9 protein-coding genes are annotated in these 17,715 nt (G+C 44.0%); 7 read left to right on the plus strand and 2 right to left on the minus strand.

Features of this window, described 5'->3' with window-relative positions; genetic code table 11:
- Positions 1-1,695: 1,695 nt before the first annotated feature.
- Together QME03_RS01745 and QME03_RS01750 are read right to left on the minus strand one after the other, a co-directional pair.
- Positions 1,696-2,850 (minus strand): regulator of G-protein signaling domain-containing protein, encoded by a 1,155-nt coding sequence (locus tag QME03_RS01745; protein WP_281723278.1) that lies wholly within the window; start codon positions 2,848-2,850, stop codon positions 1,696-1,698.
- A 399-nt stretch (positions 2,851-3,249) separates the two neighbouring features.
- Positions 3,250-4,614 carry an alpha-L-fucosidase gene (locus QME03_RS01750; protein WP_281723279.1) on the minus strand — a complete coding sequence of 455 codons (1,365 nt, stop codon included), beginning with the start codon at positions 4,612-4,614 and terminating at the stop codon, positions 3,250-3,252.
- Positions 4,615-4,758: 144 nt separating this feature from the next.
- On the opposite strand from QME03_RS01750, the gene QME03_RS01755 reads away from it, so the two are divergent.
- From QME03_RS01755 to QME03_RS01785, 7 genes are all read left to right on the plus strand, one after another.
- Positions 4,759-6,216, plus strand: coding sequence for a glycosyl hydrolase family 18 protein (locus tag QME03_RS01755; protein WP_281723280.1), 1,458 nt, complete (start codon positions 4,759-4,761; stop codon positions 6,214-6,216).
- A gap of 145 nt (positions 6,217-6,361) precedes the next feature.
- A complete protein-coding gene (locus tag QME03_RS01760) occupies positions 6,362-8,689 on the plus strand; it encodes a glycoside hydrolase family 3 N-terminal domain-containing protein (protein WP_281723281.1) in 2,328 nt (775 codons plus the stop codon).
- A gap of 348 nt (positions 8,690-9,037) precedes the next feature.
- Positions 9,038-12,235, plus strand: a complete 3,198-nt coding sequence (locus QME03_RS01765) for a SusC/RagA family TonB-linked outer membrane protein (protein ID WP_281723282.1) — start codon at positions 9,038-9,040, stop codon at positions 12,233-12,235.
- 21 nt (positions 12,236-12,256) lie between these two features.
- Positions 12,257-13,942: a SusD/RagB family nutrient-binding outer membrane lipoprotein gene (locus QME03_RS01770; RefSeq protein WP_281723283.1), complete on the plus strand. Its 1,686-nt coding sequence runs from the start codon at positions 12,257-12,259 to the stop codon at positions 13,940-13,942.
- A 2,192-nt stretch (positions 13,943-16,134) separates the two neighbouring features.
- Complete coding sequence (locus QME03_RS01775) at positions 16,135-16,461, plus strand: hypothetical protein (protein ID WP_274946450.1); 327 nt, start codon at positions 16,135-16,137, stop codon at positions 16,459-16,461.
- Between the two features lie 211 nt (positions 16,462-16,672).
- Entirely contained in the window at positions 16,673-17,434 is a 762-nt protein-coding gene (locus QME03_RS01780; protein WP_274946451.1) for a hypothetical protein, read from the plus strand.
- 81 nt (positions 17,435-17,515) lie between these two features.
- Positions 17,516-17,665 carry a hypothetical protein gene (locus QME03_RS01785; RefSeq protein WP_274946452.1) on the plus strand — a complete coding sequence of 50 codons (150 nt, stop codon included), beginning with the start codon at positions 17,516-17,518 and terminating at the stop codon, positions 17,663-17,665.
- Positions 17,666-17,715 lie beyond the last annotated feature (50 nt).

Consider the following 17,715-nt stretch of genomic DNA (forward strand, 5'->3'; position numbering starts at 1 on the left):
AATGGAGAACGTTTTTATTATCTTTGTGATGCAAAACCTAGGCAATTCTCTATCAGCTGCGAAGTGCTGAACAAAGATGCTTTAAAATCTATAATTCTGCCCCATTTGTCTGTGGCAAAAAGCGGTTATACCTTAAACGATTACCGAGAGAAAGTTATTCACAACATTCTCTACATGCCAGAAAACAGGCTGTCAATGGCAGATTACTGCAACCTTTGCAAGATGCAGGCTCCGTTAACTATAAGCAGCATTCCCTGCAACCGCTCGCGCTAGCGGGCGTAAGGGTACATGCTTTCCGTCAAGTTGCTCGTGTGCGTGCATGCAATACGATCTATTTTGTCCATTTTTAAGCAGTAAATTTAACATTATTATTGCCCTTTCTGTTCACCAACCGCTCACCTTGTCGCAAATAATCGATTCTCGCGAAGGTTTGTTTCGATGTAAAATAGGGTTAGCTTGTAAATGCAATAAGATGAATTTTTATTTATAATAATCGTCGTTTATACCCATTTTGGGGCTATTTGCCGCTAAATGGAGTGCGTTTTGGTGCTAAATGCAGTGTAATATGCTGCTAAATGCAATGCGTTTTGCTGCTAAATGGAGTGCGTTTTGCTGCTAAACGCAATGCAAAATGGTGCAAAATGCGCTATGGAATGGTGCTAAATACATAATGAGAGGTATAAATATCCGCTTCAATGGTATATACAAAACCCTTTCGCGGCATGAAATACATGGCTAAAAAGGGCAAAATGGGCATTAAAAAGTGTGGTTTTGGAGGCTAAAAGCGGATATTTGGCCTTTAAAAAATATGAGCTCGCAACCAAACTAGAAAGTCTAAATGGTGCAAAATGCAGGTTGTGTTCTTAAAAGTAGACAAAATAATAGACGTGAATGGTTAAAAATAGTGGGTTTTTTCCTACTTTTCGGCTTATATCTTCGCTAGATTGGAGTGAAAATTAGAGTGCTGTTGTAAAACAAAAAGAACAAATTGAGGTTTTGAGTTGATGAGTTGATGTATTCAGTAGTTGCTGATTATAAACCTGTGCGTTAATATCTTCAGTATTTCTCATACGAAAGGAGTGTTTGCGTTGGTATCACAAAGATAACAAATACCTTTCAATTTATAGATACATTCACCCCCAATCGCTCCTTAGAGCCTAAACAGATTTTGCTTTATTGTCGAGCAGATGGGCTCTCTTTGTAATGCAGACGTAGTGGGTTACGTCAAGTTGCAAAGACAAACAAGATGGCAAGAAGAAAATAAAAGATGTTAGGAAACAACACAAAAATAAGAATTCTTGAAATATTGTGGTTTAATCACCGATTGGGGATAAAGGTAAAGACGGCCACTTGGTTTTATTTGTACGCAAATACTAATGGCACACGTACTTTAAATCTGGGGGTTATAGGTTTATAGGTTTACCAAAGTGCGTGTGGTGATATTTAGTACAATCAACTGGTCGCTATATATCATGCTGCCTCAACAGCGAAATTACATATATCTTTTACTCTTTCGCGTTGCATTTAGCTGCATACAGCATCGCATTTAGCAACGAATAACCGTGTATTTTGCAGCATTATGCAGTGTGCTTTGGTGCTAATTGTGCACCTTTTCTGCACAAATAGCACTTAAACGAGGGAAACTTTCGCTGCTTAGGATTTCAGTAAAAGGGCGAAGACGTTCTGTTTTTTCACTTAGCTCACCACCATTTGCCTGACATCACGCCCCGTTATTCGGCGTACAAGTGCGTCGTTTACGCATTCTTCGGGCGACCAAAATCCCTGCACCACTACTTTGCGGCCATTTCGCAGATAATAGCAGGTGTCTTCCTCAAAGCCCACTACGTCTTTCTTCTCTTCGTAGAAATGAATGGAAAATTCGTACCTACTTCCATCAACGCCCTTCACCGTAAAATGGTCGCCAGTGCCTTGCACCCGCAAGCCGCTACGTAAGCAGAAAGCCCGTAATTGCGGATAGGTGAAGAAGATGCCGCGGCTGTTTGGGCGCATGTCGCTATTAGCTAAGGTCACCATCATATAAGGTTTTTGTCCCATATCAATAAACACCCGGCGCACGTCGTCGGCGTCAACAACAAGAACCTTGCGTAGCGAGTCGCGTTCCTCTTCGGTGGAAAGTTCTGGCAAGCGCGCTTTGAGCCTTAGTTGTTGCTCAGCCCATTCCTGAAAGTTTTCTTTGGTAACGCCATTGCCTTGGTCGGCCATCAGCTGATGAAACTTCATCACGCTGTTGTAAAACATCTGGCACACTTCCTGCCTATTAACGTCGCCATATATATGAAATTTTAAATAGCAAGGACTCTTTTCGCCAGGTTCTGCAGTCTCCAAATTATCCATAAAGTCAATGTAATTGCCCCCTCCCAAGGCATAACATGGGCCTTGCATGTACATACGCAAGTAATAATGGGCGTGGCTGCCTACCTTTTCTTCGCTTAGAAATTGTTCAAAAGCGTCGATTAAGCGCTTGGCACGCCAAATATCGTCAAGCGTTTCCACCTCCCATTGTGCAGCTCGCAGCGAGAAGTCTGTGTGTGGAAAGCGATGCCAGATGCGGCGCGTTGGCGCATCGAAAGCCTTCAAAGGGCCTTGTTCAAATTCTAGTTCACGACGCAGAGTAACCACTTTGTAGAAGTTGCTGATGATACCTTTATTTGTTTTCATCATCGGAAAGGGGTAACTGCCGATATGGCTGGCCACTTGAAAGGTGTCTTTGGGATAACCCGATAGCGTAAATTTCCAAATTCGCCAATCTTCCATTAAGCCACGACTTGTTTTGTATTCAGAAGAAAGTACGATATCGTGGTCGGGAAACTCTTTCTTGAGGTACTCCATAACTTCTTCGGCTGAGTTGAAACTTGGAAAGCAACTACTCAGCAAAAGCATTCCAAAGCTTGCCACTGCATATAAGGGAGATTTGCGTAGAACTGTTTTTATCTTCATTGTTAACTAACAATCTGTTTGTTGTTTTTTATTATTAGGTGTAGCGCCCAACTGTGTACATGGAGGATTAAGGAATTAATTCTCCAAATCCGTGTTTTTAGGCGGGTACCATAATTAAGTGTAAATCACTATGAATGCAAAAGTAGTAAAATAAATGTAGGCACGCAATTTATAAAACTTAATTTGTAAGAAAAAACAAACTTCGTGTATTGTTTTAATCTCCTAGTTCTTGTCTCCTTGAAGTGTGTGATGCGATAAATTGCGCACCGAAAGACGTAAACGGCTAGGGCACTACATGTTCAGTTGAAGCGCAAAAGGTTCATTTTTTAACGTTTTGGGCAAAGCAACAGTTGTTACATCTCCACTTTTTTGCATTTTAAGGCGTTGGCCAGTACCAAGTAATTGCACGCTTTTGGGTGCATTACCCCGCCATCGCAACGAGAGAGGACGAGTCTCGTTGTCTTTAAGTGCGTAGATGGCATAGCGTGTTTTGCCGTCTTTGCTGGCAGTAAACCACAGCTGTTTGTCATTATATATAGGAGTTGTGGTGGTGTTGTATATCGCTTTTCCATAGCGGTTGAGCCATTGCCCAATTTCGATGAGTCGTTTTTCGGCTTCAGGTTCAATCAACCCTTGGGGAGTAGGCCCAACACCTAGCACCAAGTTACCACCCTTAGCCACAATCTCTGCCAAGATGTTCACCACCGTGTGAGGGCTTTTCCAAGTGGCATTGGGCACCCATCCCCAGTCGTTGCTAAGCGTAATGCAGCTTTCCCAGGGATAGTTCAGTTGCGTATCGGGAATGGTTCGTTCGGGCGTTTGATAGTTTTCAAATTCGCCGTGTATGGTTCTGTCCACCATAATAAGGCCAGGTTGGTGTGCTCTACCCATCTGTGCAATCTTCGGCATGTCGATATCTTGGTTGTTATCCTTGTTAACCCATCCGCCATCTAGCCAAAGAATATCAACAGAACCATAATTGGTGAGCAGCTCTTCCAGTTGGTTAAACACAAATGTTTTGTAGCGTTGCCATCTCCAGGGCCATCGATTTACATCGTAGTTCACGTTTCGCCCGTGCTTAGTGGGGTAAACATCCCACCAGTAATCTTGCGAATGCCAGTCGGGTTTCGAGAAGTATTCGCCTATCATAAAGCCCTTAGTTCGGAAAGCCGACAGCACATGTCTCAGCACATCGCGTTGCGGATGGTTTTTAAAAGCATGTTTTGCGATAGAGAAATTGGTGAATTTAGAATCGAACATGCAAAAACCATCGTGGTGTTTGGTGGTAAATATCATATATTTCATGCCTGCGCGATGCAAGATGTCGGCCCATTGGTTGGGGTTAAACTTCGTGGGATTGAACTCGTTGCATAGCCCCCAGTACCAATCTTTGTACTGTTGATAGGTGCAGGTGGTGTCGCGCGTCACCCAATCTTCGTCGCAGATAGACCACGATTCCACAATTCCAGGCACCGAATAAAGTCCCCAGTGCATCAAAACACCAAACTTAAGGTCTTGCCAATGTTTCAGTTTCTTTATCACTTGCTCGTCTTTTGGAGCCTCGTATATGGTGGAACGTTGGTGAATTTCGCCCTGTGCTAGCGTGGTTGCGGGAAAGATTAGCCAGAGCAGACCCAAAAGAAAACTTTTACTCATAGTTCTATCGTAAATAGATAATTGATGTTTAGGGTGTTACTTGTAGATGCAAAAATACAAAAACATGCCCAAATAGCTGCTGTTGTATCGAATTTTATTTGTAATTTTACACCAACTTCAACACCAACAACAATACAACCTGTTATGACAATAAATAAAACACCGCGTTTATGGATGAGCGTTTTGCTTATGCTGATGAGTCTTTGCGTGTTGGCACAACAACAAAACCGACTGGTAATAGCCTATGTTTGCTCGTGGACCGACCAGCGATTGCCCAACCCAATGTTGATGACCAACATAAATTATGCCTTTGGACACGTAAACAAAACCTTTAACGGATGCGACGTTCAAAACCCAGATTTCTTGCGAAAGGTGGTGGCACTGAAAAAGATTAATCCCAAATTGAAAATACAACTCTCGGTGGGTGGATGGACAAGCGGAAACTTTTCGGAGATGGCTGCCGATGCAAAGAACCGTATGATGTTTGCAAAAGATTGCGCACGCATTGTGAAATTGTATGGACTAGATGGCATTGACATTGATTGGGAATACCCCACAAGCAGCGAAGCAGGTATTTCGTCTTCGCCCAACGACACCAAAAACTTCACCTTGCTGATGCGCGACTTGCGTAAGACGTTAGGAAAAGACAAATTGCTAACTGCTGCAACCATAGCCGATGCATTGTATGTAGACTTTCGTTCGTGCATACAATACATGGATTTTGTGAACATTATGGCATACGATGTGGCCGATGCACCCAAACATCACACCACACTTTTTCGCTCACCGCTATCAGGTCGCATTACCGTTAGCGAGGCTGTAGACGCCCATATCAAAGCAGGTGTGCCCAAAAACAAACTCTGTTTGGGACTTCCACTTTATGGACGAGGCGACCATGGCAACAATATCTTAGAACATTATATGAAGACAGGCTATACGGGCGGTTATTATAAAGCGTGCTGGGACTCGGTGGGGCAGGTGCCATATCTTGCAGATTGGTCGGGACAACTGGCATGGGCTGCAGAAAATACACGCTCGTTTGCTGCCAAATGTCAATATATAATAGACCGAGACTTGCTTGGAGCCATGTATTGGGAGACCACAGAAGACAATGCACAAGAAGATTTGATGAATACTGTTTACCTCTCGCTGCTAAAATACAACAAGGCTACCATACCATTGAAGCAAGTATTGGTAATGACCGATGGTCAAGAAAATGCCGAAACAGAGCATCTTCGTGCCTTGGGTAAAAGCTTAGGCTTCGTTGTGAACGTGTTTACACCCGCAACACCCTTTGTTGACCGTTTGTTCTCTCGTCACCATCTTTTATATAATGTAAATTGCAACATGGATGCCCTTTCGGCTGATGCCAAGACCGCGTTTGAACGTTACATTGACAAGGCCGAGGGAAGTTATTTGGCTTATAATGCCGACACCACCAAACATTGGGCTTGGTATAACGCCTTCTTTAAACAACCCCAAGCCAAACATGCACGCACCATATTATATAAGGTGAACCCCAACTTGGGTTATATGCCTCGCCTCTCGACCTACGAAGAAAACAAGAAGCAGGCTTTGAAGTGGCTGTTAAGGTTGGAATAAGTACCCACATATATGTTGCTATGCGATAAGTATGCCGTCTCGCTGTTAGCTTAAGCACGCAACATGGCTTTAAACAAACATATCGCTCAGCACAATCACAACGAGATGATTAGTCGGCAAACTCTAAATATTCACACCCACATGTATGAAACAAACAATTTTGGCCATCATTTTATCCCTTTGCAGCGCTGCATCATGGGCTCAGAAGATGCTCTATAAAGACCCAACCCTACCCATTAACGAACGAGTTGCCGACTTGCTAGGGCGTATGACACTGGCCGAAAAGATTGGACAGCTGCGTTGTACCTTGGCGTGGAACTACTACGAACTGAAAGGAAACAAGCCCGTGCCATCCGAACAGTTTAAAAAAGATTTGCGCGAAGGACACATCGGAATGCTGTGGGCTACTTACAGGGCCGACCCTTGGACGCAGAAAACACTTGACAACGGACTAAATCCCGAACGAGCTGCAGCTGCTGGCAACGCATTGCAACGTTATGCCATTGAAAACACCCGATTGGGAATACCTCTTTTCTTGGCCGAAGAAGCGCCACACGGACACATGGCTATCGGAACAACGGTGTTTCCTACGGGATTGGCACTTGCTGCAACGTGGAATGAGGAGACTTTAAAACGCGTGGGGCAGGTGATAGGAAAGGAAATAAGGCTGCAAGGAGCACATATAAGTTATGGACCTGTGCTAGACCTTTCGCGCGACCCACGTTGGTCTAGGGTTGAAGAGAGTATGGGCGAAGACCCTGTTCTCACTTCGCAGCTTGGAGCTGCCATGGTAAAGGGACTGGGCGGTGGAAACTTGGTAAATCCCTATTCCACTATTGCTACGCTTAAGCACTTTATTGCTTATGGCACAACTGAGGGCGGACAGAATGGTAATCAGAGCGTTGTTGGCACACGCGACCTTCTGCAAAACTTCTTTCCTCCGTTTGAAAAAGCGGTAAAAGAAGGGGCACTTTCTGTGATGACCTCGTATAATTCGCTCGATGGAATACCCTCAACAGGCAACGCATGGTTATATAACAATCTGCTAAAAGGGCAGTGGGCGTTTGATGGTTTTGTTGTTTCCGACCTTTATAGCATCGACGGACTTTATCACACGCACCACGTTTGTGCCAACCTTGAGCAAGCAGCTGTTATGGCTTTAAAGGCAGGAGTGGATGTAGACCTTGGGGGTAATGCCTATGCCGAACTGGAAAAGGCTGTGCAGAAAGGGGCTTTGAGTGAGAAACTTATCGACCAGGCATGTGCCAGAGTGTTGAGAAAGAAATTTGAAATGGGGCTTTTCGAGAAACCTTATGTCGATGTTAAGGCTACCAAAGAAGTGCATTCGGCTGCACATAAGCAAGTGGCGCTAGATGCTGCGCGCCAGTTAATAACCCTATTGAAGAATGATGGGGAAGTGCTTCCGCTCTCTAAAAACTTGCGGGTGGCCGTTGTTGGGCCCAATGCCGACAATGTTTATAACCTGCTTGGCGACTATACGGCACCACAAGCTATGGGCGATGTAACCACTATCTTGATGGGTGTAAGACAGAAACTGCCACAACAACAGGTGCTTTATGCTCGCGGATGCGCCATAAGGGATGAGGCTAGCGCACAAATTGACGAGGCCGTGCAGGTTGCAATGCGTGCAGATGTGGTGGTGGCATGCGTGGGAGGGTCTAGTGCGCGCGACTTTAAAACCAACTATCAGTCCACCGGAGCTGCCGAAGTGAATGCAAACAGCGTGAGCGATATGGAGAGTGGAGAAGGCTACGACCGCGCAACACTTTCGCTCTTGGGTAAACAACAAACCCTTTTGTTTGCCTTGAAGGCCACTGGAAAACCCCTTATCGTGGTGTATATTGAAGGACGACCCTTGTTGAAGAATTGGGCTGCCGAGCATGCCGACGCACTCCTCACGGCATATTATCCCGGCGAAGCAGGCGGAACAGCCATTGCTGATGTGCTCTTTGGCGACTACAACCCTGCAGGAAGGTTGCCCATCTCGGTGCCAAGAAGCGAAGGGCAGCTGCCTGTTTACTACAATAAGCGTGCGCCCTTGCCACATAATTACGTGGAAATGCAGGCCACTCCGCTCTTTCCCTTCGGCTACGGACTCAGCTACACCACCTTTCATTACGACAATCTTCAAGTAAACAAAATTGGCGAACGCCGATATGCGCTGAGTTTCGACCTCACCAACACAGGTAAACGCGATGGTGAAGAGGTTGCCCAGCTATATCTCACCCCCGAAACAGCATCGGTGGTACAGCCTGTTAAGCAGCTAAAGCACTTTAAACGCGTGGCGATAAAGAAAGGAGAAACGGTGCGTGTGACATTCGATTTGTTTCCAGAAGATTTCCAAATCATTGGTTCGTCGCTTCAACCCGTTATCGAACCAAGCCCTTTCCATGTCTTTGTTGGTCCTTCTTCTGATGTAAAAGCATTGCAACACACCATTAACTTGAAGTGAAAGCGAGATTTATGCCTGTTTGTCTTGTTTTGGAACATAGATGATTTAGTAAATGTGAACAAAAAGGAGATAACACATCGTATGATATTGATGCGCAAAAAGAAGACTAGCATTGCAAACAAACTAGCATTAACAAAATACTCACCAATGTTTTAGCCTATGTTGTCGCAAGTCTTATTTTAAAGATTGGATTAAACCAAATAATATCTTATGTTAATTATATTTAATACATAGGTTAAACTGTAGCGTTTATGGGCTAGATAGGCAAATATATTGATAATTTTGTGTTATAAAAAGAAAGAGACTATAACAATATCACATCTTAATTATTTAACTTAAAAACAAAACATGAAGAAGTATCATTACGCACACCACCCATTTTGGGGTTGGGCGGCCTTGTCTGTTTGTTTCCTCTGCCTTCACCCGCAAGGAGCGAAAGCAGCAGATGCAACAACAAAAGGTAAGGGCGCGCTGCATCAGCAGCAAACTGCGAACACCTATTCGGGAGTGGTAAAGAGCACAACTGGCGAACCCCTAGTGGGCGTAAGTGTGAAAGAAGTTGGTACATCAAATGGAGTTGTCACCAATATCGACGGACAATTCACCATTCGCACACAGGGCAATAACCCCACGTTGATGTTCTCGTATGTGGGATTTGCTAGCAAAAACGTTACACCTGGTGGAAAAACGGTTGTAAACGTGGTGCTCGAAGAAGAAGGAAAAGCCCTTAACGAAGTTGTTGTTACTGCTCTTGGTATTAAGCGCCAGGAGCGTTCGTTGGGTTATTCCACCACACAATTGGGCGGCGACAACTTCCAGTTGGCTCGCGATCCCAATGTGGGTAACGCCCTCTCTGGTAAGGTTGCGGGTGTGTTTGTGGCTGGAAACGCCACAGGTTCTACAGGTTCGTCGCGTGTTATTATTCGCGGTAATGCCTCGTTAACAGGAAACAATATGCCCTTGTATGTAATAGACGGTGTGCCTTTCGACAATTCTAACCAAGGTTCAGCAGGAACATGGGGCGGACTAGATATGGGCGACGGTCTTTCTAACATCAATGCCGACGATATTGAAAGCATTCAAGTGCTTAAAGGTGCTGCTGCTTCGGCCCTATATGGCTACCGCGGAGGTAATGGTGCCATCCTTATCACCACCAAAAGCGGAAAGAAAGGTAAGGGAACTGTTATCGAAGTGAACGAGAACATCACCTTTAACAATATATACGACTATCGCGATTGGCAAAAAGAGTATGGATTGGGTAAGGAAGGTGTAAAGCCCACCACAGCCACAGCTGCGAAAGAAGGTGAAAGCTACAGCTGGGGAGCAGCCCTAGATGGTAGCGATGCCACCAACTTCCTTGGCAATACCTACAAGTATTCGTATATCGACAATTGGCCTAACTTCTATCGCACTGGTGTAACTTCTAACACCTCGGCCTCGGTTTCGGGTGCATCGGATGTAGCCACTTATCGCTTTGGCGTGTCGTATAATAAAGAAAAGTCCATCCTACCCAATGCACAAAACAGTCAGGTGGGCTTTAACCTCAACACGCAATACCAAATATTGAAAAACCTCTCGGCAACCATCACAGCCAACTATGTGTTTGATAAGGCAAACGGACGTGCCGGACTATCTGATGGTAACGGCAATACCAATGCTTCTTTGATGTATCGAGGCAACTCGTTCGACATTCGTTGGATGGAAGGCGTTAAGACTTGGGGTACTAATGCCAATGGAAACGAGATGATTGGCGGTAACAATGTTTACTTTAACAACCCCTATTGGCTGCAATACCGCAAGACCAACGAATCAGAACGCAACCGACTAACGGCTGCCGTTACTTTGAAATGGGATATCACCGATTGGCTTTATCTGCAAGGTTCGGCACAACGCGATGGCTTCAATATGGAGTTTAAGCAGGTGCAACCTAAGGGAGCAGCTGCCGACCCATCGGGTTTCATGAGCGAATACAGCAGAAATTTCTACGAGACCAACTTCAATTTCCTTTTAGGTTTTGATAAAACAGTGGGCGACTTTACCATCGGGGCAACCTTTGGTGGTAACAGACAGCACAACGTTACAAAGACTTATTTCACCACAGCAGGCGGTAGACCCTTCATCGTGGATGGTGTTTGGTCGGTTAATAACCTCGCTCCTGGTGGGCAACGCCCCGAGAAACGTCACCTTGAATATAAGGTAAACTCGTTCTATGGAACACTCGACCTTGGTTATAAGAACCAATTGTTTTTGAATTTCACAGGTCGTAACGACTGGTTCTCAACACTTGCAGCCAACAGCAACAGCTATTTCTATCCCTCGTTAACCGCATCGTGGGTGTTCACCGACACCTTCCGCGAGTCGCTTTCGCTACCACAGTGGTTCGACTTTGGTAAGATTAGGGCTGGTTATGCATTTGCTTCTAACGGAACAGAGCCTTATAAAACACTTTTGCTTTATAAGATTAACGACTATTCGGTTGACGGACGTACTACCGCAACCCAATATAACGGAAATGTATTGCCCAACACCAACCTCAAACCAGTAAAGATTACCGAGTTTGAAACAGGCCTTAACCTCTCGTTCTTCCAAAACCGACTCACCTTCGACATGAGTTATTACAACAAGAGAACCACCGACGACATCGCAACAGTGTCTACTTCTTCAACCTCAGGATACGATGCTAAGATTGTGAACGTGGGCAAAATAAGGAACAGTGGATTTGAGTTTATGGTGGATGCATATCCTATTCGCACTGCCGACTTTACTTGGAACACCTCTTTGAACTTTGCCGTTAACGACTCGAAGGTGGAATATTTAGGCGACGGCGTTAGCCAATTGTCTATCGATGGCGCATCATCGCGCAACGGAAGCGTTACCATCTACAACATCGTAGGGTCGCCCTATGGCGAGATTGTGGGTCGTAAGTACAAACGCGACTCAGAAGGCCGTCTGCTCTTGAGCAAGGGAAAACCTCAGGCTGGCGATGTGGTAAGTCTTGGAAATGGTGTTTATAAATGGACGGGTGGTTTCAGAAACTCGTTTACTTACAAAGACTTCAGCTTTGGATTCTTGATTGATGCCAAGTTTGGTGCGAAGATATTCTCTGGTACTAACCACCAATTGTATGCTTACGGTTTACATAAAGAAACCCTTAATGGTCGCTCGGCAGCCAACCCCGTGGGCTCTATCGTTGCTAATGGTATCGACGAAGCCACAGGAGCAGCCAACACCGTGGCCATTAGCTCTTACGATTATTATCAGGCAATAACAAGTAACAACATCGCCGAAGAGTTTGTTTACGATGCTTCGTTTATCAAACTGCGCGAGTTGAGCCTTGGCTATAACTTCAAGTCGCTACTCAAAAAGACTACTTGGATTAAGGATTTGAACGTGTCGGTGATTGCTCGTAACCTCTGGACAATCATGAAGCACACGCCAAATATCGACCCAGAGTCGTCGTTGAACAACTCCAACGGACAAGGTTTGGAGCTTAATGGCTACCCCGCAGTTCGTAATATCGGATTTAATGTGAACGTGAAATTTTAATCCCTCTTTAAGAATATCACAATGAAAAATATAAAATATATTGCGATGGCTCCGCTTTTCGCCCTTGGCTTAACTGCTTGTGGCGATTTTGGCGATACCAATATCGATGGTGAACACCTCAATAGCGAAAATGTTCCTTACGAAATGTTGTTCTCAAGTGCGCAACATCAGGTGCTGGGTTCTGATTGGGACCTCTGGCGAACAGGTTGTATCTATTCTGCACAATGGACTCAACAGCTTTCGTCTATTGGCTGGTGGAACAATTATGCACGTTATCAATGGAACGAAGGTTATTCTGCATCGTACTTTAACACCTTCTCTGGCGACCGAGGCGCTCTGCGCAACGTAACCACCTGCTACGATCTTTGGAAGGACAACGCCGATATGCAGATTGATTGGAACATTGCACGCGTGTTGCGTGTTTACGCTTTTGCTAAGATGTCCGACCTTTATGGAGACATCCCTTATAGCGAAGCGGGAAGACCCGAACAGTTCTCTTTTCCCAAATACGATACACAGGAAGCCATGTATAAGAGCATGCTGGCCGAACTCGATGAGGCACAAGCTAACCTCTCTTCGGGTACTGCAGCAATGAAATCGCAAGACTTGTATTACAACGGCGATGCTTCTAAATGGAAAAAACTAGCCAATTCGCTCATGCTACGCTTGGCTATGCGCCTTGTTAAGGTTGATGCTGCCACTGCAAAGACTTATGCAGCAAAGGCTGTGGCTAATGGCGTGTTCACCTCTAATAGTGACAACTGCCTACTAAACCATAGCGGTGCTGCTGTAACTAACGACTCTTCAGAACCCTTTGCAAAGATTATTTCTAAAGAAGACCGTGAGTTCTACATGGGTAAAACCTTTGTAGATATGCTTAAGAGCGCCAAAGACCCTCGTTTGGGCTTGATTTGTACCGTGGCTCCCACAGAGAATGGTAAGCTTTACACCAACATCGAAAAGAGCAATGGCACATGGGGGGCAGCAGACTATGGCAACATGAGCTTCGCTTCTCAACGTGGTATGCCTGTTGGTGGCTACAGCGATAACAAGGAATCACAGTATTTTGTGGGTCAGGTTGATGCTTCGTTCAACACGCAATCGTTCCTTGAGAACTATGGCGCTTACTTCTCGTCGCCCAACCGTTGCACTTATGCCGACCCAACGGGTCCTACATTTGTTGTAACCTATGCTCAAACCTGCTTGCTTATGGCCGAAGCTGCACAGCGCGGTTATATCTCTGGTTCGGCAGCCAACTATTATAAAGCGGGTGTAACGGCTGCTTTCGAGCAGTTCTCGCAGTTCCCTGCTTACGCTGCTGCTCTCACAGCACTCAATAGCGATGCCACTGTGGGCATTTCTGGTGGAACACTTGCCGCCTATGCAACTGCTTATTTGGCAGCCAATCCCTTTAATGCAGCTAGGGCTTTAGAACAAATCAACACGCAATATTACATTACCACCTTTGGCGACCCACACGAAGTGTTTGCTAATTGGCGTCGTTCGGGTTATCCCGCGCTCACTCCAGCCGCTATGGCAGCATTGGATGGACAGTCGGCAACGGTAAATAATGAAATACCACGTCGTTTCCGTTACCCCACAAGAGAGGAGAAAAGCAACACCACGAATTATAACGAGGCTATCTCGCGAAGCACATACAGACATGGCGACTCGTTCAGTTCGCGTGTATGGTGGGATAAAGAATAAGGCTTAACAAACTTTATTTCCAATCGCTCACAAGCGTCTATACATATTTTGTTTGCTTGCTGGTAAATTGCCTAAAGCATTGTGAAGCGTAGCGAGCTACGGCAAGACAATAGGGAAGGCAAGATGCCGACAAGCAAACGAAAGATGACCATAGAGCAATCCAAACAAGTTAGAACAGGTGATAAACGTTCTAATCACCGATTGGGGTCAGCCAAATAAAGAGAGGAATAAGTTATTGATAAAGAAAGGCTACTCGATTTAAACCCGGGTAGCCTTTCTTTTCATTAAGTAGCTCGTGCGCGTGTATGCAGTATAAATAATTTTGTCTGGTTTTCAGTAAGAAATTTAACATTATGAGTGCCCTTTCTGTTCACCAACCGTCCACCTTTCCGCAAATAATCGATTCTCGCGAAGGTTTGTTTCGATGTAAAATGGGGTAAGCTTGAGAATGCGGCAAGATGAATTTTTATTTATAATAGCCGTCGTTTGCACCCGTTTTTGGACTATTTGGTACTAAATGGACTGCGTTTTGGTGCTAAATGCAGTGTAATATGCTGCTAAATGCACTGCGTTTTGGTGCTAAACGCAGTGCAAAATGGTGCTAAACGCAAGCTAAAATGCCGCTAAATACAGTGCTAAATGCTTCAAAATGCCCGGCGAAAAGCATAAATATCCACTGCAATGGTATAAACAAAACCCTTTAGCACCTTTAAATACATGTCTGAAAAGGGCAAAATGGCCATTAAAAAGTATCGTTTTAGGGGCTAAAAGTGGGTAAATGGGCTTCTAAAATCACGAGTTGGCGGCCAAACTAGAAAGGCAAAATGGTGCAAAATGCAGGTTGTGTTCTTAAAAGTAGACAAAGCAAAAGGTGTGAAAGGTTAAAAACAGTGGTTTTTTACCTACTTTTCAACCTGTATTTTCGCTAGAACGGAGAAAAAGTTAGAGTAGTATTGTAAAATAAAAGGCAATAATTTAAGGTTTTGAGTTGATGAGCTCTTCATTGCTTCAGTTGATGGGCTTATAAGTTTATGAAGCTATGAATTTATAGGTTTATAACCTTTTTGGGTTTGTATTTTTTTGATTTGAAAGGTTGATATGTCCACGAGTTTATGTATTTGTGACTTGTTGGGTTTTCGCAGGCTTATAAACTATTGAGTTGATAGGTACTGCACTTCGTCTTTGAGACGAGTGCCTATCTTGTGTTGGCATCATAGGGATAACAAACTTCTCTCCATCTATAGCAATATTAAAAGTCACGTCGGCTTCATTATCATTTTCTTTCTTTTCAGTTGTCATTATCAAATAAAATAACGAACTTTGTTGTCGGGTTTAATATTCCTGCCGATAAATACCGATACTGGGGAAAGTCAATTTGTCACGGCTGCTTTGTCGGTAGTCTTAACCCTTATGGTATCAGCCCAATAGGTAATTCTTGCTTACCTTAACCCCGGCGTATGCAATAAGCTTGTAAGCATAAGGGCTCAGAAACGTATAACCTAAAAAATCACTGGCTAACAAACTTGATATATCATGAAGTTAAAGAGATTAATCATAAAACCGAGAACAGGCCCGTTCGTTTCAACGAGGAAATGTTGCTCTATCAATAAAGTTGTTACAGCCCTTGGCTGTATCATGCTCTTCTTACTCTCTTCGTGTACTCGCGAGAGGAGCAAGCCTATTGCCGTAAATGATATTATAGGCCATTGGCAAGTGGAATCGAGATACGCTAAAGCAACTTTATATTGCCACTTATACTTTTATCGAGACTCGACAGCTGTTTTTGATTGTGTGCATGATACCATAATGTTTGTGCGTTACAAGCTTGTGGAAGACACTTTGTTTATTACAGATATGAACAACTATACCACAAAGAACCATGTGCAAATGCCAGACTCGGACGAGTTGGTGTTTGATAAATTGAAAGATATAGACTGCGAGCAGAAGTTCAAGAGGAATAAACTATCAACAATGAACTTTGACAGCTCTTCTCTAAAATGGCCCATGTAATGGCAGCTCAATCGTCTAATAGGTTTACATTCTCCTCGATTTGTCTATTTCTAAGGCACTCATTCGTTCATGTTATGGCGACATTGGCGTTGATGTGTGTACTGTTATGCTGTTCAACAATAAGCAATGAGCATCTTTTTTTTGTGCAGGAACATCAGAAACTCTTATCAAAAGAGGTGACAATGAAACTTCCTAAGCCATTTCATCGACAGAAAGAGAACTACGAAGAAGGCGTGATTTATTTCTATCATTTCGTTGATAGTGCATATATTATTGTCTTCCAAGGTTCAATGATGGAGTTTTCCATAGATAAGTACCAAAGTAAAATGGTGGAAAGGAAAGGCGAAAGAAAAACGTCTGTTGGGGTGGAGAACAATCGATATTGGCGTAAGGACGTTTATTCTGATGGGGTGAGGGTGTATTATGACCATGTACCTAAGCGTAATAAAGCTGTTTATGATAAGGTGTTGGATGAAATTGCGTTCAGGCAATTGCGACGTGACGAATAGCTTCTGCATTCGTTTGTATGGTGGTGGTATGGCGTTTCGAGACTGATAAGTATGTAAGTGCATCTATTGAACGTGTATTTTAATAGCCGTAATTTAATTTGCAATATCGCGTATGAAAAGGTAAATCTTGTGTATTTGCATCTTTCTAAGCTTTATCCCCCTTGTCTTATGGGGGCAGACTAAGCTTAATAAACAAAGCCGTGGGCAGAAAGTGGCTGAGTACATCTCACTCCTAACGGCCGACAGCATTAAGTATTGGGATTACAAAAGTGGTAGACGGGGCGTGGCTTTACAGAAACAAGGTCTTGAATATATGGAATACGATGAGGGGAGACATCGAGAGTATGTAACCCGAGCGAGCATGTGGTTGTCTACCTTCTTTTCAGTTGACAAGCGAAGAACATTAAAAGTGTTTCGTTATAGTAGCCGTTACCCGGCGGAGCTTGATTGGAAAGGGAAAATTTTGAAACTGACGGAGGACACACTGATTGTAAAGAGGAAAGGAGTACGTGGGCGAACTATATACATAAAAAGCAAAGACCAGTCTTTTCCATTAAAGCCTGCATTGAATCCATATAATAGGAGGGCGGCAGATTATGGCGTGTCTGTCGACTCTTTGCTGGAGATGGCCTATTCACTTTATTGTACTTATCGTGAGAAGAAAGCATGTCCCGACACGATGCTCTTGGTAGTTAAGTTGAAATTGAACGAAGAAGGTAAGGCGGTTATGGCCAAGTATGAGCGTACACCGCCAGACTCTGCCACCTATTCAGACTTTTATAACGTTTTCTTGTCGTTCGTTAAAAGTCTCCCGTTCACGCCTGAAAGGGACATCGAAACAAAGGAAACGTTCGAATCAAGCATCATATTACCCTTTTCTTTTTTCGCAAAAGAAAGTTGGACTGAGATATTTCGCCGCGAATTGCGACAGAAACGACAAGCGATAAGTAAGGAGAAGTCAACGGCAAAGTAGGGGAAATGAGCTGTAACGTTGTTCAATACAGATAAAATGTGCATAATGAGTATGTTTATATATAGAAAGTGAGGTGATGGTATGAAAAGGTTATTCTTGTGTATTTGCATCTTTCTAAGCCTTATCTCTGTTGACTTATGGGGACAGAATAAGGCGGGTTTGCAACCGAATAAGTTAGAAACAGAGGTGTTGTATGATGTAGAAGGCATTGCTTACGCCAGTTCGGGATAAAAAGTGCCCTAAAAAGTTGGTAATCTCGCTATTATTTTGTAGCTTTATAG

The organism is Hoylesella shahii (assembly GCF_937990675.1).
GTDB classification, from domain to species: Bacteria; Bacteroidota; Bacteroidia; order Bacteroidales; family Bacteroidaceae; genus Prevotella; species Prevotella shahii.